19 protein-coding genes are annotated in these 20,567 nt (G+C 42.5%); 7 read left to right on the plus strand and 12 right to left on the minus strand.

Annotation, left to right across the window (positions count from 1 at the left end; genetic code table 11):
* Positions 1 to 6: 6 nt before the first annotated feature.
* Both norR and CHJ_RS16580 read right to left on the minus strand, forming a co-directional pair.
* Positions 7 to 1,542, minus strand: coding sequence for a nitric oxide reductase transcriptional regulator NorR (gene norR, locus CHJ_RS16575; protein WP_317918336.1), 1,536 nt, complete (start codon positions 1,540 to 1,542; stop codon positions 7 to 9).
* Between the two features lie 80 nt (positions 1,543 to 1,622).
* Positions 1,623 to 2,513, minus strand: coding sequence for a DMT family transporter (locus tag CHJ_RS16580; protein WP_171752273.1), 891 nt, complete (start codon positions 2,511 to 2,513; stop codon positions 1,623 to 1,625).
* A 356-nt stretch (positions 2,514 to 2,869) separates the two neighbouring features.
* Between CHJ_RS16580 and CHJ_RS16585 the strand changes: the two genes are divergently transcribed.
* Both CHJ_RS16585 and CHJ_RS16590 read left to right on the plus strand, forming a co-directional pair.
* Positions 2,870 to 3,151, plus strand: coding sequence for a DUF1496 domain-containing protein (locus tag CHJ_RS16585; RefSeq protein WP_171752274.1), 282 nt, complete (start codon positions 2,870 to 2,872; stop codon positions 3,149 to 3,151).
* 177 nt (positions 3,152 to 3,328) lie between these two features.
* Positions 3,329 to 3,484 carry a hypothetical protein gene (locus tag CHJ_RS16590; RefSeq protein ID WP_317918337.1) on the plus strand — a complete coding sequence of 52 codons (156 nt, stop codon included), beginning with the start codon at positions 3,329 to 3,331 and terminating at the stop codon, positions 3,482 to 3,484.
* A gap of 163 nt (positions 3,485 to 3,647) precedes the next feature.
* Here CHJ_RS16590 and ptsP read toward each other — a convergent pair whose 3' ends face one another.
* The 3 genes from ptsP to dhaK are packed head-to-tail and all read right to left on the minus strand — an operon-like array spanning position 3,648 to position 7,771.
* The gene (gene ptsP / locus CHJ_RS16595) at positions 3,648 to 6,062 is read right to left on the minus strand and encodes a phosphoenolpyruvate--protein phosphotransferase (RefSeq protein WP_317918338.1); all 2,415 of its coding nucleotides are present in this window, start codon (positions 6,060 to 6,062) and stop codon (positions 3,648 to 3,650) included.
* Between the two features lie 3 nt (positions 6,063 to 6,065).
* The gene (gene dhaL / locus CHJ_RS16600; protein WP_317918339.1) at positions 6,066 to 6,704 is read right to left on the minus strand and encodes a dihydroxyacetone kinase subunit DhaL; all 639 of its coding nucleotides are present in this window, start codon (positions 6,702 to 6,704) and stop codon (positions 6,066 to 6,068) included.
* 2 nt (positions 6,705 to 6,706) lie between these two features.
* On the minus strand, positions 6,707 to 7,771 hold the full coding sequence (gene dhaK, locus CHJ_RS16605; RefSeq protein ID WP_171752328.1) for a dihydroxyacetone kinase subunit DhaK: 1,065 nt from the start codon (positions 7,769 to 7,771) through the stop codon (positions 6,707 to 6,709).
* A gap of 251 nt (positions 7,772 to 8,022) precedes the next feature.
* Here dhaK and CHJ_RS16610 point away from each other — a divergent pair, with 251 nt between their 5' ends.
* Positions 8,023 to 9,108: a glycerol dehydrogenase gene (locus CHJ_RS16610; RefSeq protein ID WP_317918340.1), complete on the plus strand. Its 1,086-nt coding sequence runs from the start codon at positions 8,023 to 8,025 to the stop codon at positions 9,106 to 9,108.
* A gap of 115 nt (positions 9,109 to 9,223) precedes the next feature.
* Here CHJ_RS16610 and CHJ_RS16615 read toward each other — a convergent pair whose 3' ends face one another.
* From CHJ_RS16615 to CHJ_RS16630, 4 genes are all read right to left on the minus strand, one after another.
* Positions 9,224 to 9,862 (minus strand): LysE family translocator, encoded by a 639-nt coding sequence (locus CHJ_RS16615; protein WP_317918341.1) that lies wholly within the window; start codon positions 9,860 to 9,862, stop codon positions 9,224 to 9,226.
* Positions 9,863 to 9,910: 48 nt separating this feature from the next.
* The gene (locus CHJ_RS16620; protein ID WP_317918342.1) at positions 9,911 to 10,765 is read right to left on the minus strand and encodes an AraC family transcriptional regulator; all 855 of its coding nucleotides are present in this window, start codon (positions 10,763 to 10,765) and stop codon (positions 9,911 to 9,913) included.
* Positions 10,766 to 10,785: 20 nt separating this feature from the next.
* A complete protein-coding gene (locus tag CHJ_RS16625) occupies positions 10,786 to 11,496 on the minus strand; it encodes a hypothetical protein (protein ID WP_317918343.1) in 711 nt (236 codons plus the stop codon).
* A 123-nt stretch (positions 11,497 to 11,619) separates the two neighbouring features.
* The gene (locus CHJ_RS16630; protein WP_317918344.1) at positions 11,620 to 12,564 is read right to left on the minus strand and encodes an alpha/beta fold hydrolase; all 945 of its coding nucleotides are present in this window, start codon (positions 12,562 to 12,564) and stop codon (positions 11,620 to 11,622) included.
* Between the two features lie 102 nt (positions 12,565 to 12,666).
* Here CHJ_RS16630 and CHJ_RS16635 point away from each other — a divergent pair, with 102 nt between their 5' ends.
* The 3 genes from CHJ_RS16635 (at position 12,667) to CHJ_RS16645 (ending at position 15,869) form a co-directional block, all read left to right on the plus strand.
* Positions 12,667 to 13,386: a helix-turn-helix transcriptional regulator gene (locus tag CHJ_RS16635; RefSeq protein ID WP_317918345.1), complete on the plus strand. Its 720-nt coding sequence runs from the start codon at positions 12,667 to 12,669 to the stop codon at positions 13,384 to 13,386.
* 379 nt (positions 13,387 to 13,765) lie between these two features.
* Complete coding sequence (locus CHJ_RS16640; protein WP_317918346.1) at positions 13,766 to 13,924, plus strand: hypothetical protein; 159 nt, start codon at positions 13,766 to 13,768, stop codon at positions 13,922 to 13,924.
* A 727-nt stretch (positions 13,925 to 14,651) separates the two neighbouring features.
* The gene (locus CHJ_RS16645) at positions 14,652 to 15,869 is read left to right on the plus strand and encodes an aromatic amino acid transport family protein (protein WP_171752287.1); all 1,218 of its coding nucleotides are present in this window, start codon (positions 14,652 to 14,654) and stop codon (positions 15,867 to 15,869) included.
* Positions 15,870 to 15,988: 119 nt separating this feature from the next.
* On the opposite strand, the gene CHJ_RS16650 is transcribed toward CHJ_RS16645, so the two are convergent.
* The gene (locus CHJ_RS16650; RefSeq protein ID WP_317919200.1) at positions 15,989 to 16,672 is read right to left on the minus strand and encodes a DNA-3-methyladenine glycosylase I; all 684 of its coding nucleotides are present in this window, start codon (positions 16,670 to 16,672) and stop codon (positions 15,989 to 15,991) included.
* Between the two features lie 125 nt (positions 16,673 to 16,797).
* Positions 16,798 to 18,813 carry an elongation factor G gene (gene fusA, locus CHJ_RS16655; protein ID WP_317918347.1) on the minus strand — a complete coding sequence of 672 codons (2,016 nt, stop codon included), beginning with the start codon at positions 18,811 to 18,813 and terminating at the stop codon, positions 16,798 to 16,800.
* 376 nt (positions 18,814 to 19,189) lie between these two features.
* Between fusA and CHJ_RS16660 the strand changes: the two genes are divergently transcribed.
* Positions 19,190 to 20,185 (plus strand): Gfo/Idh/MocA family protein, encoded by a 996-nt coding sequence (locus tag CHJ_RS16660; RefSeq protein WP_317918348.1) that lies wholly within the window; start codon positions 19,190 to 19,192, stop codon positions 20,183 to 20,185.
* A 56-nt stretch (positions 20,186 to 20,241) separates the two neighbouring features.
* On the opposite strand, the gene CHJ_RS16665 is transcribed toward CHJ_RS16660, so the two are convergent.
* Entirely contained in the window at positions 20,242 to 20,505 is a 264-nt protein-coding gene (locus tag CHJ_RS16665) for a hypothetical protein (protein WP_317918349.1), read from the minus strand.
* Positions 20,506 to 20,567 lie beyond the last annotated feature (62 nt).

The raw sequence follows: 20,567 nt of genomic DNA on the forward strand, positions 1-20,567 counted from the left end.
GCCATTCTATTTACTTTCAATGCCGAGCTTTTTACCCATACGGTAGAGGTTTCCGCGATCCATATGTAAAAACTGCGCGGCTTTTGCCCAAACACCATCTGACTGTTGCAGTGCATGTTGAATCAGGTGCTTCTGAAACACCTCAACCGTTTCTCGCATCGGTTTTGGTGCCTGATGAAAATAATCTCGCTCAGTCGTCGCTTCCATTGACGGTATCGGATGACCCAAATCAGCCGAATGTATAACATGCCCTCCTTGCTGTATCACCTTCAAGCTTACTCGCATTAAAGTATGCTCTAACTCCCTTACATTGCCTGTCCATTCCATTCTCTCCATAACGGCTAAGCAGTCAGGATGAATATATAAATTGGGGATATTAAATTGACTACGAACTTTATCAAGAAGGTAACCCGCTAATACAGGAATGTCCCCCACCCGCTGTCTTAATGGCGGAATATAAATAGGGAATACATTCAATCGATGGAAAAGATCCGCTCTAAAGTGCCCTTGCTCGACTTCATGGTGAAGTTCTCTATTTGTTGCCGCAATAATACGCACATCTACCAAGGCATTTTTATCTGCCCCTACTCTCTGCACTTCGCCCTGCTGAATAACTCTGAGTAACTTAGCTTGCAACAGTAGAGGGAGCTCACCAATTTCATCAAGGAAAATGGTACCACCATCTGCAAGCTCGAACTTTCCGGCACGATTCGATATTGCTCCGGTAAATGCTCCTTTAACATGCCCAAACAACTCACTCTCGGCAATGGACTCGGGCAGCGCAGCGCAGTTTACATAGATCATAGGCTTATCGCTGCGTGTCGATTTCTCATGCAGAGCATGAGCTACCAGTTCTTTACCTGTTCCCGTCTCGCCACTAATGAGGACGGCATAATCTGACGCCGCCACCATGCTAATGCTGTCTTTCAACGACTGCATTTGAGGACTCACCCCCACTAACTGTCCTTGCTTATGCCTTGCCTGCTCTATTAACAGCTGATTAATGGATTTCTGTTGGCGGTTGGACTCTTGTAACGCTTCAAATAGGGTGATATTTCGTAGGGTTGCAGCCGCAAGCGCAGCAAAGGTTTCAATGGTAATCGCATCCACTTTATCAAACGCCCCTACCTCCAACGCATCAAGGGTCAATAGCCCTACGAGTTTGTCTTCGACATACAAGCTACAGCCCATACAGTCATGAACATCTATTTGTTCTCTTGGGGCAATAGACAACAAACCGTCAAATGGATCGGGTAATTCGGAGTTTGCACTAAACCGGATCGGTTTTTTGTTTGATAAGATTTTGCTGAGTCTAGGGTGATCGGCAGGAATAAACTGTCGGCCAAGAACGGAGGTAGACAAACCACTCACCGCCACAGGCACTAATACTCCATTTTTATCTAACACAAATAACGCGCTAGCATCACAAGGAAGCACCTGCTTTACAGAATCAATAAGCTTTTGATAGTGCTGACCTTTAGGAAGGGCTGAACTTAAATCCAATGCTATTTGTAGTAATACTTTCTCTACGGACGCCTTCATTCTTTATCTCAAATACTGAACAGGGCGTTAAGATAACACGATGTTGTCTTTATGACATCACCGCATTATCTCAATAGCGATCAATCTCGCTGATAATTATGCTGTAAACGTCTTTCCCATTGAGTGATAAAGGCCACTGCACCGATAATGATAAACGCGCCTAGCCATAGCCTACCCGGTGGAACCCACCCAAAGACCAACCAGCCGAGCAACACATTTAGAGGCAATTTAGCATGGTCAAAAGGTTGAACAAATGAGGCATCAGCAACTGAATATGCCTTCACAATTCCCCACTGTGCCAACGCTGTCATCGCTCCTGCCACAAATAAGATCACCCAAACTTGGGTTCCAGAAGGGATTGACCAGTCAGGCAACGCCAACAAAATGTTAAATGGGGTAATGAACAGCAGCAGATACACCACCATAGTCGAAGGAGAATCTTGCGACGATAGTTTTTTCACCATTAACGAGTAACAAGCCCAGAAAAAAGCAGCCCCTACTGGCAGCAGAGTTGCCCAGCTAAAATCATCAGCCCACGGCTCTAGTATGATCATGGCACCGGCAAAGCCCGCTAACGTGGCACTCCAACGGGCAACCCCTACCTTCTCCTTAAGGAACAGTCCTGAACCGACGGTGGCAAATAGAGGAGAGGTCATCAATAATGCTATGCCTTGCCAAATTGGTACAGGGTACGCAAGTGCCCACATCCACAGCTGAATGCCGATTACCGATAAGAACACACGAAAAATATGCTGCTCAAGATTACTCGTCGATAATGAACGACGAATACCAAGCGTTTTTAAGTAAGGCAAGATTACGATCAACGCAATGGCGTACTGAATTAAAGCAACAGTGGTAGACGGCAAACCAAAATTGATACTGACGTACTGTGCCAAGCTATTAACAACAGCAAAAGCCAGCCCTGCGGTTAGCATCCAGCTTGCACCCAGCACTGGGGAATGAGAAGACATATTGACCTAAGATAATGTAAATAATTGCTACATAATAATAGAAAATAGCCAGTAGCCAAATAGTTATTATTATGTTTCCAATTGAAACATAATCAGACAATAATCCATAAACCTCAAGGGATCGGCTTAACCCGTTGTTTTTTGTGCTCCCATTTACTTCTCCATAGTGACATTAATCAAACATCAAACTAACGCAGATCATTTACAACAATGTCATCTCATGTCACTTTCACGCGCTATACTAATTCAATAAATTATTACCAGTTCTCTTATCAGTCTCACGGGTCTGTTGATCTTACAAATAGACACGTTGATCAATCTGAACGCGGTTCGAGCATGGCATGAGGTTAAAATTAATGTTCAGCAATAAAAGTACTAAGCTAGTTTTACTATTTTCACTGGTCACTTTTTCATGGTTCAGCAGTGCCAAAGTGGTATCCACTCCTAATACTGCGGTCGTGGTTGGTCTAGGGAGTGATATAGGAAAAAGAGTCTGTTACTACCAAGATAAAAGTTACTCCGTTGGTGCACTCTTAAAGGTCGGCGACTACTACATGATCTGCAAGGCAGAAAATGCTTACGAAACCAATGGAGCATTAAAATGGTTTACTGTTGAGCAACCTGCAGAAAAACAATAATACGGGCTTGATACACCACTAACATAATAATTTCATTCGATATTTATGAAATAGGCACCTATTTTTGTAATTTTCTCTTCATAAATGTAATTTAATTACCATTTTTATTTGACTTGCATCACATAAAGACTCATAATTGTGACCGAAATCTAAAAAACACATTCAAAAGGAATCATTATGAGCTCAATCTTATCATCACAAATCACAACAACTGAAAACCAACAAATCAGCTCTAAGTTAAAAGATACGTTCGCTGAAATCGCTGCTCTAGCAACAATGTTTACCGTTACAGCAACCATCGTTCTATTAATGAGCCTGTCTTGGGTAAACTAATTTACGCGCCAATTTATTATGTAGTTTTACTACATAAATAGTTACCTAACGAACAAAAAAAGACCGCATTTCATCAATAGCAATTACGCTAAATCAAAAACACGGTCTATATGTCAATATCAATGTAGCATTCCCGACCAGGGAACACCCACTCAGCTACATACTATCCAATTGCATCCACATCACGAATCTGAGCCTTAAGGCTTGGAAGCAGTGATGCGCTAGCACTTAGTTTATGCACGCCTAATTGAATCAACATTTGTGACATTTCTGTATCGCCAGCCATTTCTCCACACATGCTTACTGGAATATCGTGCTTACTGGCCGCTACACATGTCATTTCAATGGCTGAAATGACAGCCGATTTTTTATAATCCACCAGCTCGGCAACCGACGTATTTCCGCGATCAGCCGCCATGACATACTGAGTAAGATCATTGGTTCCTATGCTAAAGAAATCTGCCTCTTGTGCTAGCTCATCAGCATTGAGCACCGCTGCGGGCACTTCAATCATGATACCCACTTTTAATGGGCATTCGCTGTCAGGCAAATTCAGCTCTTCTCGACACTGAACAATAAGCTTTTTAACCGCACGTAGTTCAGCAGCTTCAGCAATCATAGGTATCATCAACTGAACATTACTGTGTTGCTTAGCAGCACGTAATACGGCTTTAAGTTGCGGTTTAAACAGGGCTTCATTCGCCAAGCATAATCTCACGCCACGAAGACCGAGAAATGGATTCTCTTCTTCTGCCATTGGATAAGCGGGTAACGGCTTGTCACCGCCCACATCCAAACTACGTATAGTGAGAGGTTTATCGCCTAACGCCGCTGCAATGTCTCGGTAGATTTGGAACTGGTCATCTTCTGTTGGTAATGTTTCTTGCGACTGAAATACAAATTCAGTGCGCAGTAACCCAACACCCTCTGCACCATTTTCTAGCGCCGACTTAACATCTTCTAAGCCACCAATATTGGCATGAACGTCAATTTTCAAACCATCTTTTGTGACTGCTGGTTTAGATGCCTGCTGTTTTTTCTCAGCAATATCGGCCATCCAGATAGTTCGCTCTTCAGTAAGTCGAGAGCGCGTTTCTGCATCAGGAGTTAACCAAAGGTGACCACGTTTGCCATCGAGTATGACGTCTTGTCCACCCGCTGTTAACGCTAATGCGCCTTCTGCTTTTACTATGCACGGAATTCCCATTGCTCTCGCAATAATGGCGCTATGAGAAGTACGCCCACCCGCCTCTAAACAGATACCAGCCACCTTTTGTGGATCTAACTGTGCGGTTTGTGCAGGAGACAGATCGACCGCAACGATAACGCAGTTATCCGTTAATTCTATGCTTTCTGCTTTGGCACCCGCGAATGAATACATGGTCTGTTTCGCCACATCCCATACATCCGCTTCACGTTCGCGCATGTAATCACTATCAGAGCTTGCGTATTCATTAGCAAGTTCAGACATTGCAGAGAGCAGTGATGCTTCCGCAATCGAACCATTTTTAATGTTTAGCAAAATGGAACTACGCAGTTCTGGATCAGAAATCATCATAGAGTGAGCACTAAAAATATCGGCATGCTCTTTACCTAATGTTTTCTCAGCTTCTGCATGTTGTTGCTTCAGAGAAGCTAACACCGCTGCTAACGCATCATCAAAGATAGCGATTTCCTGAGCTTCACCTGAATACTGACGCTCTGGCACTTCAGGCATGGCACTCTCAAGACCCAAGACTTGGCCCATTGCTATACCATCACAAACCGGAATCCCTGCAATTGCGCCATCGACCTGAATAATCTCTTCAGCAGCCTTGTGAGTCGCAATTTCAGCGCTATTAACCACTTCCGCCTCAACAGATTCACCAAAATGTTCATTGGCTAATCGTTCAAACGCTTCTATCGCTCTATCTGCATCCGATCCTGATGCCATGATGCGAATCTGTTCATTCAGTTTCACACTCAGTTTTGCTATAGCATTTAAACTTTTCGCATTGGCTATGCCCGCTGGCGCTTCAAGTTGAATATCAGAATCAAAGCCAGCGAGAGTAGACACAATCGCCGCAGCAGGACGTGCATGCAAGCCATGTGGATTAAGTACCGTCCAGTTGAACTCGACTATCTCTCCGGACATCTCTACAACGTCCACTGTCACTTCGTCTTGATCGCTCTCACCTAAATGCTCACGTTTGGCAGATAGCGAACCCGCCGCTTCTTGCAGTACAGATGCAATATCAAGACCCGCAGATGCCGCGACCGAGGCCGCCATGGTTCCTTCAACAATAGGAGCAGAACACAATGAAATATGCTCTACCATCTCAGGATCAATAAGCTCCAATGCAGTTTCGGTGCTCAATAGCGCTGATCCCATATCCATCATCACCACGACACCGCTGTCATCATAAACTTCTTCAATTGCCATCATAATACGAATGGTATCTGTACCAATCGGATTTTCAGGATCATCAATGCCTCCGGCCGCTGCAATTTTGCAACGACCTTGAGTCATTTGATTTGCTAGCTCAACCACTCCGTTTGCCAGCAATTCGCTGTGTGAAACGACAACGATACCTACCATTATTTATGCCTCATTTACCACATTGTTAAGTGTTTGAATCATTAGTTTTGTTGACGTTGCACCCGGATCAGCGTGGCCAATACTGCGCTCACCAAGATAGCTGGCACGCCCTTTCTTAGCCTGCATTGGAATGGTTTTTTCAACGGCAGATTCAGCCACTAACGCCATGTTAGCCAGCGCAACCTTAACATCTTCACCCGCTGCGGCTGATTGCTTAGCGGTTTCAATAACATCCCACCAAACATCACACATGGTTTTATCACCAGCGACCGCTTTACCGCGACCAACAACACCGTCGACACCCGCTTGAAGAACGTCAACAAACTCTTCTAATGTTAATGCTTCCTTTCCAGCAGATTTTGTTGCGGCACGAATAAACAGAGTGCCGTATAGCGGGCCAGAAGCACCACCGACTTTTGAAAGTAGAGACATGCCTGTGATCTTAAATACGTTAGCAATATCTTTATCGGCAACGGTTGGTAATTTTGCGGCAACTTCAGCAAAACCACGTTCCATATTCAAGCCATGATCGGCATCACCAATAGCGGCATCCAGTTCCGTTAGCATATCTCGGTTATCGATATAAACCTGACTGCAATCCGTTAACCAACGGATGATTTGACTTTTACTGATATCAGACATAATTAGCATCCCCAACGCAGTGATGGCGCATCGACTGGTGCGTCCCATAACTCTAAAGTCTCTTGGTCTGCTTTAAGCAGAGTAATAGAGAAACCTTCCATATTTAACGACGTACAATAGTTACCAACCAATGTACGGGCAACATTGAAACCGGCAGCTTCTAACTCTTTATGCACTTTACGATACGCACCAAACAGTTCTGATTCAGGTGTTCCACCCAGTCCGTTTACCAATACAATAAGATCATCGCCTTTTTCAAAACTTTCTGTTACTTGCTCAGTTTCAATCCAAGCACCTTCTTCTCTGTCCCAAGTTTTCAGTACGCGACTGTAACTATCAGAAGCTAAGATCTCTTCAAGCATTTGTGATGTTGTCGTATCAACATTTTTATATTCACGACGCTCGATACCCGGCTCGCCATGAATACCAACACCAAACTCAATTTCGTTATCAGCCAACTCGAATGATGGCTTACCGTTGGCAGGAACAACACAAGCCGACAATGCGACACCAAACGAACGCGCTCGATTATTTAAACGCGTCGCAAGTGCTTCACAATAGGAGATATCTTTTCCAGCTTCAGCCGCGGCACCTACGATTTTTTCAATGAGGACCGTTGCTGCAACACCACGACGACCTGCGGTATAAAGTGAATCTTTTACTGCAACGTCATCATCAATGACCACAGAGCCCACTTTAATGCCTTCCATATGCAACATTTCAACCGCCATTTCAAAATTTAAAATGTCGCCAGTGTAGTTTTTAATAAAGTACAAAACGCCTTCTTCATTAGGAATAGCTTTGCCACATTCCATCATCTGGTCAGGCGTTGGCGAAGTAAATACAGCACCAGGACAAGCGGCAGTCAGCATGCCCTTACCAACAAAACCGGCATGTAGAGGCTCATGACCGCTACCACCACCAGAAACTAAAGAGACTTTACCTTGGCTTTTATCGTGATAAATAAAATACGGGTCTGTCACTAGTTTCAACTCTGGGTTGGCTAATACCAGCCCTTCTACTTGTTCAGAAACAACGCTTTCTACTTCATTAATTAGTTTTTTCATCACATTCACTTCACTGTTTATAGATAAATTATTGGAGCTAAAATAACAGGCAACCCACCCTCTGTCGTTGCTGCATGTCACTTTTTGTAATATTTCCAACAGTGTAAACGTTTTACTGAGAGAAACATCAAAAATAACACTCACAAAACACCATTAATGCACAAAATGAGTCATCGATCACTGTCGCGATGGAAAATAACTGGTTACATTAAATAAAGAACCCTACGCATCCAATTTCAAAGAGGTCTAAAATGGACAAAATCATTATCTCGCCTAGCAAATATGTTCAAGGCGCTAACGTACTTAAATCTATCGGCGAATATGTAAAACCACTGGGCACCAACGTACTCGCCATCGCAGATAGCTTTGTAACGGAATTAGTTGGTGCGACAGTATCTAAAAGCTGTAATGACTCTGGCGTTGAGTTAAAAATGGCAGAATTTGTCGGAGAGTGTAGCCGTCCAGAAATTGAACGTTTAATGGACATCGCAAAAGCACAAGGTGCTGAAGCCATTGTTGGTATTGGTGGTGGTAAAACCTTAGATACAGCAAAAGCCATTGCCTTTTACAGCAAAATTCCAGTCATCGTGGTACCAACGATTGCTTCTACAGATGCACCGACAAGTGCGCTTTCTGTTATTTACACACCTGAAGGTGAATTCGCAGAGTACCTAATTTATCCAAGCAACCCGAACATGGTTATCATGGATACGCAGATCATTGCAGGTGCACCTACTCGACTACTTGTTGCAGGTATGGGTGATGCGCTATCTACTTATTTTGAAGCTCGTGCAAATGGCATTTCTGGCAAATCGACAATGGCTGGCGGCGCACCAACTCGTTCGGCTCAAGCACTAGCTAAGCTATGTTATGAAACATTAATTGCTGACGGCCTGAAAGCAAAAATCGCTTGCGACCAAAATCTATCAAATACAGCAGTAGAGAACATTATCGAAGCGAATACTTACCTTTCTGGTATCGGTTTTGAAAGTTCAGGTCTAGCAGCGGCTCATGCCATCCACAACGGTTTAACTAAGCTTGAAGAGTGCCACCACTTATACCATGGTGAAAAAGTAGCATTTGGTACACTCACACAGCTTGTTTTAGAAAATGCACCAATGGAAGAGATCAACGAAGTACTCGACTTCTGTCGTTCTGTTGGCCTGCCAACTAACCTGAAAATGATGGGTGTTACGGAAATCAATCGTGATAAATTACTGGAAGTAGCAGAAGCATCATGCGCTGAAGGCGAAACTATTCATAACATGCCATTTGAAGTTACACCAGAGCTAGTGTTAGCCGCCATTCTTACTGCAAACGAACTAGGTTCAATGTAAAAGGTAGTCATTTCATCTTTTCCTTTTTTTGCCGTCACATTTGTGGCGGCTTTTTTATACCCAAATAGCACCAAATTCCAACAGAAATATTGACCCAGAAAATTAATGACAACAATTAAACAGGAAGATAATCGATAAATAGGAACATACTAAATGCGATGAGAATACACCCTGCTCCCCTCTCAATAATATGTACACTCTGCTTTAACGTTTTCTGTACCATTGGCCAGCCAATGACTATCGCAATTAATAAATCCCAAAATAGAACAGCAAAAAACATCCACACACCACAAATAACCTGCTGCGCAAACGTAACGTCACTCCCTAAAATAACCGTCATCAAGCTCATATAAAACAAGGCATTCTTAGGGTTTAATAGCGCCGAACTGATACCAAGCACCAGTTGTCTCATTGCCGAAGGGGCTTCTGTGTTGTCAGCTTCAAGAGCAACACCATGGTTTTTACTTTTCAGTAGCCCTATCCCCAGCCACATAAGATAGGTAGCACCCAATACTTCTACCAGCGAAAAGAGCATAGTGTTATCCCGAATACTGGTCCATCCAACGATAGCAACCGCAATATAAACAGCATTTCCCAGTGCAACACCAAGACAAATATATTGACTTCCGCGCAATTTATGACGAAGAGCGTGCGCCACAATCAGAAAAAAATCCTGCCCCGGACTCAAAAGAGCAGCGAAATGGGCAATAGCTAAAGCGGGAAATGCAGCGGGAAGAAAAGTTGAGAAGAACATAAGACAGCACCTATAGTAAAAATGATGTCAAACTATAGGGTTTTCAGCCTAGCAATTATTGTCGAAAATTGACGCTCCCTGTTGATACTGTCTAGGCGTTGAAGCTGTATAGCTCACAAATGCTCGATGTAGCTGACTCTGATCCGAAAAACCAACTTCAGCAGCAACATCGACAATATTCATTCCACATTTTAACAACGCCTTTGCTTTTTCAACACGATGATTGTTTAAGAACGATTTTGGCGTTATCCCAAACCGACGTTTAAAAGCCCGGATTAACGATTCTGTAGGTCTACCTAGTTGTTGAGAAATAGCATCAAGAGATAGGGAGTAACTAATATCCTCTAGCAATCGTTCTCTCACATTTACCGCCAACAGGTCATCACTTTTTAGCGGATAACTCGGTGAACAATAATGGCTCAATAAATAAAACAGATGATTATCGATCTCAAGAGCAGACTGTTTAGACTCATTCTCTAGCAGTGAGCAAACCGAATCTGTTAAGTCTGAAGTAACGTCACTGCAGGACAAATGTTTATGATCACAGGTAAGTTGAGTCACTTTATAGCCATACAATGCAGAAAGCACATTACAACACCACTCATTATCAACATAAAGCATATAGTAGCTACGGGGAGTCTCTGCTATAGGGTTACAAGCATGAACCATATTCGGTTCAATAATAACGGCATCACCTGCTTGTAAAACGGTTTGACCTGTCGGCAAAGATAAACAAGTCGACCCCGACAACAAGATACCAATAGATAGCTCTGAATGGCTGTGAGCCTTATAACTCTGTAGGCTTGAGCTTGTCGTGCGAATAGTCAAATGCGGGTTAGTTTTACTACTGAAAAATCGTTGATTAATGTTACGAACAGTACCAGTCATTCTATCAAATTCCATTTTGACAACTCATCCATGTTTTATCTTACATAGGTTTTAAGTCTAACCAAAACCCAATCTACTAGCTGTTGCTGTTCAATAGCGATCAGTTTTTCACTCGACTTTATGTAATCTAACGCATCTCGTTTACTTACCAGCTCACCCTTTTCTAAATAGTACAAAATACGGCAAGCACAGTGATAACAAGCTTCGCCGGGGAAGTAGCTAACAAACCAATTTAAGCATTCTTGCATAACATCCAATAGCAAATTCTGATCAATGTTTGGAAAAACAGCAGAGAAAGGTTGCCCAACTAAATTGATGCCATACTTCTCGGCCATCGCAATATCCAACACAAACCAATGGCGAGGATCACTGGTGTAATCAAATGAAACATAATCAGCTATGGTTTTACCCGTATTGAGATTAATTGAATATTGCAGCAGCTCGGGAGAAGAGAGCCCATACTTTGTATAGGTTACAAACTCTAGCTTTGTTGCTGGGCATGGGAAATTATCATGGCGTAATGCTTGCGACACATCGATCTTATTCTGTTCCGTTAACTCTTGAGCAACAACCATTTGAATATCAAGATCGCTCTCGCCTTTTACATAGCAAGACTGGCTAGCTGAACCTAGCAGATACACACCGACAAGATTATCTCCCACAAGCGACTGAAGCTTATGACAAAGCTCGTTGATGTAACGTTCTTCATCATAAGGTAGGTTTAAATTTCGGATACTGGTTAACACTATGACACTTCACCAAAAATTGTTTTGTTTTAAGATAAAACAGTAACATGCAAAGGCTTTATCAACCAATTAAATAGCTTTCCAGCGCAGATGTGGCAAGTGCTAAAGCTTCAACCGTTGAACTTATTCCCCACTGCGTCGAGCTAACCAATTTATGATAACTTCATTTACTTGTTGCGGCTTTTCTTGCTGTATCCAATGCCCACAATCTAAATTAACGACGTCCACATTAGGTACGAACTGCTGTAAGTTTTCAAACTGAGGAATGACATCTTGATCACCGTAGATCATAAGAGAAGGGTGCCGAATAACAGGATCCACATCCGCTAATAAATGCCAGTTTCTATCGAGATTTCGATACCAATTGATACTCGCTGTGAACCCTGTTGATTCAAACGCAGCGACAAAAACAGCCAACTCTTCGTCACTCATAAGAGGTTCACCTATCGGCTTTTCCGCTCTCGCAAGGTTGATCATCTCCATGCCGAGTTCCGGCGCACTAACAGGCTTATTTTTCCTATACAAATTGCGAAGAAACTGACAAGCGTGTTGTTCTAGTACCGCATCAGCTACGCCAAACTGTCGATTGAAATGAACAAAATAGTAGTCATCACCAAGGAATTGCTGCATCAGTTCTATCCAGGGTGTCTCCCCACGCTCTTGGTAGGGCAAGCTTAAATTGATCACCTTATTAACACGGTTAGGATGCAACAAAGCCAATCCCCAAACCACCATCGCGCCCCAATCATGGCCAACAAAAATGGCATCTTTGTATCCATAGTGATCAAGAAGAGCAACAAGGTCTCCTGACAAATGCTTAATATCGTAATCCGTTACTTCTGACGGACAAGATGAGTGACCATAACCTCGCTGGTTTGGAACGATAACATGGTAGCCCGCTTCGACGAGAGCTGGGATTTGATAACGCCATGAAAAAGCGTGCTCTGGCCAGCCATGGCAAAGCACTATCGGTTTACCGATATTCGACAGACCGGCTTCAAACACTTCAAGTGTCACACCATTAACTGAAATTAGGCTAGGTTTTGGAAAATCCGCTAGATCAAACATTATATTTCTCCTGTATATGTTTGGCATTTACTGACATCAACGGATTATTTATATATCGTAATGGTGACAAATATTGGCACCATTGAGGGATAATCTGACAAGATGAATATTCGCTTACGACAAGACGCCATAGTGCGACACCTTCGCCGCAATGGTACTTCCACCATCGCCAACCTCGCGCAAGAGATAGGCGCATCCAGACGAACGATATTACGTGACATTAATTCACTTCGTGATGAGGGCTATGTGATTCATTCCGAACCAGGCAGAGGAGGAGGTTTGCAGCTCGATCCACGCTCTGTACAAACTACGGTTAAACTTTCAGTAGCAGAGGTTTTTGCCCTGCTCATCAGCGTGTCATCCATGTATACCATAGGCAATATTCCATTTTCCGGACTTGCAGATACTGCACTGAGTAAAATAGAAAAAGCTTTACCATCAGACAAACTTCACGACCTACGCCGCCTGTTAAGTTGCTTATATGTGGGAAAGCTTGCAGAACAAGTGAACATAACGGATATGGCAGAGATGGACAGCGCACTATTGCCTTCTTTCGAAGCCGCATTTCTACAACAACAGTATTTGCAATTTCAATACTGTGACGCTAATGGAACGATGACCAGCCGAGTTGTTGAGCCACAAGCGATGCTCATTTTGCCCCCCTTATGGTATTTGGTTGCTTGGGATCCAACACGTGAAGACTTTCGCCATTTTAGAATGGATCGAATTAGCCAACCTGAACTGATTAAAGGGAAAACGTTTTTGCGACGACATGTACCGTTTGAAGACCATGTCTCGCCCGTTCGCAATCTAGTCCGCTGATTTTCATTTGGTTAGACCAATAAAGCTAAACCAAACAAATTCGCTCTGAATCAACATCTATTTGACACTACAACTCAATAAATCATATGCTTGCCAAGTGCTGGCAAAATCCAGCACCGGGATTAGACCCCTGTTTTTATTACACTAGACGCATTGAGCCGCCTTAATATTCTGGCCGTTTAATGTGGTGCTTTGTCACACCCAAATTAAGTTGAACTGGTAAATTTTTAATCAGTTTATTCGAAATTATGGTGGACTAAGCGGGGCAGCTTTATGCTGGCCGCCTCTAGTGTGCGGTAGGTCTAACCCTGTTTAGTTCACCACCCGAAGATTAGACCCTCCGAGTGGTAAATGACTATAACTACACTAGGAGGTCACCATGGTTGATCAATCTGATTCTGACTTTTTCTTGCAAGTAGAAGATTTTATTTTTAATTCTGACACCCCAGAAGCCAATCAAGCACTCACCAATGAGATCCGTTTATTTCTTTTAACCTTGTTAAATCACTATAAACAACAAGAGATGAACGAGAATTAAAAACCATTTAAAAATGTTAGCCAGTTTATCTGGCTGACATTAAAAAACCGCCTCTGGGGCGGTCTCTATAAAACAAATATCTACCAGATTATTCGCCATGATAGCATCACTAATAGAGTGACTATGGTTAAGAATATTGCTGGTTCATATTTTACTAATAATTGTTTCATCATCGTTATTTCTTTCCTAGGATGTTGTTTACTACAGATATTCAACAAATTTCACTTTATGCACGAAAACCTTTTTTGTAAGGCTTAACATCCTTTTAATCCACTCGAATTAGCTTTCGCTATTTCTCATTACCCTACCGAGTACTGACTGATCAAAACTGGTACAACTCTAGCGTGCATAGGGAGATATATCTGACACAGATCACATTATAGTTTTTCCTCGCGACTTTACCAGTCTAAATTTTCAGCAGATATATTCATAAACAACAGGCTTCACGCATCAACTCCCTTGTTGTCACAATAAGTTGTCACAAAATTAATACCATTTATTGCGTTAATTAAACGACAACGCCCTGTCAATTATAGAGAAAAATATTTACCTCCACTCATACTGTAAACAATAAATTACACCAGCAATAATTTATTTTACACTTACACTTGATCACCGAGTATAAATACTACAGAATCCACACTCACCACTAGATATGACTATAAACAACCTGTAGCTCAGCGTAACAAGCTATTAACACACATTTGACTGTAAAAGAATTTATACAATGACTAACTCCAAAGTTTTCGGTAGTACTTTGATCGTTGCTGGTACCACGATAGGTGCAGGCATGCTTGCCTTGCCTCTCGCCTCTGCAGGTATTGGCTTTTTTACTTCTCTTGCCATTATGGCTTTGTTATGGGCATTGATGACCTATACCGCTCTTCTCATGCTGGAACTACACCAACATGCACCAGCAAACGCCACATTACATACGTTAGCTAAACAGTTTCTTGGTGATAAAGGTAAATGGATAGCAAGCTTTTCTATGTTGTTCCTATTTTATGCTCTTTGCGCCGCCTATATTGCAGGTGGAGGATCTCAATTTGGTCAACGCATTACTCAATTAACCGGAGCTGAGATAAGTGGCTCGATGGCGACGGTAATATTCACCGTTATTGTGGCTCTTGTGGTTACTATCGGTACACGTACCGTAGACCATTTAAACAGACTGCTGTTCATCACCAAGTTAATCACAATGGCTGTTGTGCTGTTTTTCCTTGCGCCTAATGTGACTGAGTCTTATCTGTTAAATATGCCTATCCAGCAAGGGCTGATTGTGGCTTCTATCCCGGTTATTTTTACCTCATTCGGCTTTCATGGCAGCATTCCGGCTATCGTGAACTACTTAGATGGCGATACGCGCTCTCTTAAAAAGGCCATCGTTATTGGCTCTGCGATTCCGCTGGTCATATACCTATTTTGGCAAGTGGTTACTTTAGGTGTTGTTAGCCAACAAGAGCTGTCTGAAAATAGCGGATTGAGCAACTTAATTGCGGCACTTGGAGAGAAAGTTCACTTCAGTCAACTCAGTCAAATCATCGGCCTTTTTGCTGATTTAGCATTACTGACCTCATTTTTAGGAGTGAGCTTAGGGTTATTTGAGTTCCTTGGTGACACACTTAATAAAGGTAACGGTAAAAACAGCCGCATACTTTCTGCTGTTGTTACTTTCTTCCCTCCAATGTGTTTTGCGCTATTTTATCCGCAAGGTTTCATTATGGCGCTGGGCTATGCTGCCATCGCATTGGCAATATTAGCGATATTTTTACCTGTTGCCATGATCAAGAAATCTCGTTCTGATGCATTTAAAACAGAGCAGGTTGATGACCTTTATCAAGTTAAAGGTGGCCAGTTAACATTGGCCGTAGTCGCAGGTTGTGGTGTATTAATTGTCTGTGCGCAATTTATGATTACGTTCGGCTACCTCCCCTCTCTAGGCTAGTTTCATAAAGAGTGACTGTTAGCCAGTAAAGCATATCAAAAATGCCACTAAACCTTTGTTTAGTGGCATTTTTACAATACACGATGTTTACTAGATACCATGCTTAAAATATACAAAGCCTACAACACACGATTATCCCCACCGCTGTAGGCAATAATCTGGCTTATTTCACTTAAACTGCGTTGTGATTCTTGCTGCCATTTAAGAAACGCCGTGTTGGCAGCTTTTAACGCTCTTTTGCTTCCTCGCCCTGAATCAATAATGTCGTAGTTTCGAAGATAGGACTCAACATCCGAAGAAAGAATAAAGGTATCAACGCCAAGCTGTCGTAATGCGTAAGGCCCCGTGTTACCACCCAAGCGTTTTCCATTCTTCTTTAGGTATTCCCATAAGCCAATCACGTCGTCAGCCGGCCACTGAGCAACCATATGACCAAATGAACCATGCTCAATAGAGGCAGAGTGAATCATATGCGCGTTATCGGCAATCGACATCACCTTAGTTAAATGCCGAATAATGGCTTTGTCTTGTGCTTTTGCTTCCCACTGCTCTTGAGAAAGCATCAATAAAGGTTCTACTCTAAATTGAAAAAACAACTCTTCAAAATTTGGCCACTTTTTACGCACCACATCCCAAGAGATTCCGCATTGAAAAACCTTCATCGAGAATGCAGATAACCATCGGTCATTACTGATTGCGGCGACATCAGCAGCAGATAACGGCTGGCTAACCAACTCCTCAAGACGAACTTCACCACCTTTTCGTTCCGCTGCTCTGGCATAAATAGCGTCAAATTTTTCCATCATGTTCTGTTTTTTCCTCAGTATTAATCGGTTAACTCTGCGGTTTTTGTCATTAAGCTCAACCATCTTAAACTAATAGGGCGCGACTTTTAACAAGTCACGCCCTATTCATTGACTCACTAAAACTAATCTACCGATGCTTTACATACCTCTTTTTGTATCGCTGCTGGGGCTGGCTCATAATGACTTAATGTCATGCTGAAGCTACCTTCACCTCCTGTTAATGCTCGCAATCGACGAGAGTAGTCTTGTAACTCATTAATTGGAGACTTCGCTTTTAATAAAGCAAAGCTATTGGGTTGAGTCTCTGTACCTTCGATTAACCCTCTGTTAGCAGATAAATCACCGGATACATCACCCACCGATTGAATAGGAATATGAAGGTTTATCTGCACTATCGGTTCTAACACGATTGGGTCGGCATTATTAACCGCATCTAGGAAAGCTTTTTTGCCCGCAATAACAAACGCGATTTCCTTAGAATCAACAGAGTGGAACTTGCCATCGTAAACCGTTACTTCGATATCACGCAGCGGGTTTCCAGAAATAGCGCCTTCGTCTAATGCTTGACGAATACCTTTTTCAACTGCTGGAATTAACGCTGTAGGGATAGCGCCGCCCACCACTTTATTCACAAACTTGAAACCAGTTCCTCGTTCTAGAGGCTGTACTCTTAGCTGTACTTCACCAAACTGACCGGCTCCGCCACTCTGTTTCTTATGACGATAACGCCCCTCTGCTGGTTGAGTAATGGTTTCGTAATACTCGACACTAGGTTGTGACGTTTCGACCACTAGCTTGTAGATCGACTCCATTTTCTCTAGTGCCATTTTTAAATGAAACTCTCCTTGGCCACTTAGTAGGGTCTCATTAGTACGAGTTCTATGTTCAATACGCAATGAAGGGTCTTCGGCCACAATACGGTGCAGCACCTCAGACAGTTTTTGTTCATCCCCTCTTTTAATTGGCTTCACCACCTGACTGTACATAGACTCGGCAAAAGAGAGCGTTCTCATTTTTACATCGTCTTCATCATGAGAATCATGAATAACAGAGTCAAAGAACAGGTCATCCACTTTAGCCAGTACGCATAGATCACCCGCAATCGCTCGGTTAATTTCAATACGTTTTTTCCCTTGTAGCTGATACAGATGTCCCACTTTAAAGGCTTTATTACTCTCACCGACATACAGTTGGCTGCCAGCATTGATCTCGCCTTGGAACACTCTGATGTACGCCAATTTACCCATGTATGGGTCAATACTAACTTTGTATACGTGCGCGACGGTATGTTCCAAGGTATCACAATCTACTGGAATCAATTTGCCCTGTTTTTCCAGCAATGGAGGGTTCCCCTCATAGGGCATAGGCATAATTTCTGCCAAGGTTTTTAGCAGCAGTGGGATACCGGCTCCCGTCTCGGATGAGACAAAACAGATAGGGACAATATGCTCGGTCCGGAGTGCTTCTTCAAAGGGATCATGAAGTTGGTTTGGCGTCAGTTCCGAACCTTGTTCCAGATAAATCTCCATTAACTGTTCATCGACTTCAATCACTTGATCAACTAAAGCTTCATGCGCGCTACTCACATCATTAAACAGTGTCTGTTGGTCATATTCTGGGGTAAAAAAACAATCAATCACTGAGTCACCATCCTGAGCAGGAAGGTTTATTGGTAAGCAAGCATCTCCAAAATGCTCGTTAATCACCGACATCATTTCAATTATTTTCTTAGGGTTTAAGTCGATCTTATTTACCACAATCATCTGGCATTTCTTCTGCTGTTTGGCAAAGGAAAACAGACGATCTGACACTTGGCTGATTGGGGTATTCGCATCCACCACTAATGCCGTTGCTTCTACCGCGGGAAAAATGCTCATCGTCCGTCCAAGCAGTTCCGTTTGTCCCGGAGTATCAATAAGGTTCATGCGGTGTTTATTCCAGCTAAGCGCAACTGGAGTCGCTTCGATACTGTGATGATAATGAATGGATTGCTCATCAAAATCGGTAACAGTGTCTCCTTTATCAACACTGCCAAGATGAGATGTTGTTTTTGATTCAAACAGTAAACGTTCAATAAGACTGGTTTTGCCGGTACCACTTTGACCAATGAAGGCAATATTGCGGATTTTATTTGGCATATAAGGCTCCTAAAAATTACTGGAAATGATGGTTCAAATTCAAAACATCTTCAGAGTAGGCGGACTTAACCGCCTACTCGTCTTCCACGTCATTTTTCGGATAGATATATGCAAAGTTACTCCATCAACTTTTAATAACGAATACAGATTGCACCTAAATGCACATAAATAATGTGATTTATTTCATAGCTGTAGCATTCCTGTAAACAGAACATTAAAAACTGGATATGGATTACAAAAATAACAGCAAAAATAAACCGCAATGCCCATCCGATGAAGCAACATTTAAGTTACTCAATAACAAAACTTGTTGGTAAAAGCGTGTCGTTATGGTGTAGTGTTGAACTCAGAAAAAATCAATCAAGGAGATGCAGTTATGATCAATCTAGCCGTTATTGGTACAAATTGGATTACAGAAAAGTTTGTTGAAGCCGCCGTCGGCACAGGAGAATTCCAATTAAGCGCCATTTTTTCACGCTCGATTGACTCAGCAGAAAACTTTGCTACCCCACTGCAGACCATCAATTGTCACTATTATGATGACTTACAAGCGATGGCCCAAGATGAGCATATCGATGCGGTTTATATTGCCTCTCCAAATAGTCTTCACTGTGAACAAGCATGTTTAATGATGACTCATGGCAAAAATGTTATTTGTGAAAAGCCTATTTCATCCAACTACGCTGAAGCACAAAAAATGTACGCTTTGGCAGAAGAAAAAGGTGTCATTCTCTTTGAAGCATTCAAAACTGAGTTTTTACCTAACTTTGAAGAATTAAAGCGCAATTTAGGCAGCGTCGGCAAGTTAAACTGTGTCAGTCTAAGTTATTGTCAATACTCCTCTCGCTATCAAAAATACCTCAATGGCGAAAATCCAAATACCTTTAATCCTGCCTTCTCCAATGGCTCAGTGATGGATATTGGATATTACTGTATTGCATTTGCTGTCTCTCTTTTCGGTAAACCTGATCACGTACAAGCCAGTGCTAAGTTATTACCGTCCGGGGTTGATGCGTACGGATTCGCTACTCTAACGTATCCAAATTTTATTGTTTCCATTCAGCACTCCAAGGTCTCTGACGGATACGTACCTAGCGAAATCCAAGGTGAGAGCGGCGTGATTCTGTTGGATCATTTTTCCGAATGCAGTGGCTTCACTGTAAAACTAAGAAATGGTAAAGCCAAATCTATTAACCTTACTCAAGATGAAAACTCCATGAGTTATGAAGCAGTGGCGTTTGCAAAACAGATTGAAGAGGGTGAAATGAACCAAGCTTATGTTCAGCGTTCACTAGAAGTGTCTGAGGTCATTACTGAGATCAGGAAACAGACTGGGGTAGTTTTCCCTGCCGATGACATGCAAAACAATTAATATGCCTTTGCTCTAGCAAAGAGCGGTCATTCGGTACATCTCGTACCGTTACAATACTACGCCACTGCGTTTAACAGAGTTCCTTTATCGTAGTGGCGAGTTTGAGTAAGTTCATTTTGATTGAGCTGATAAGTCACCATCTTTGACGGTGCTTTCTTCGGGTTCGCTAAGTAGACAACGACACCTTGTGGTTCGCTCTTAGTTGTATTGGTCAGCGCTGATTTTTCAGCAACTTCATTAATCAACTGTTTGCCCGACTGAATAGACAATACTGGTAGCCCTGTTGCACTCACTCGGTATTTTGTATTTATTGACATCATTGATTACCTACTTAACTCGTAACGGGGTAATCAATGTACAATAATCAGCTATTCGCTCTGTT

The sequence above is a fragment of the Vibrio sp. MACH09 genome (genome assembly GCF_033238805.1).
GTDB lineage: Bacteria > Pseudomonadota > Gammaproteobacteria > Enterobacterales > Vibrionaceae > Vibrio.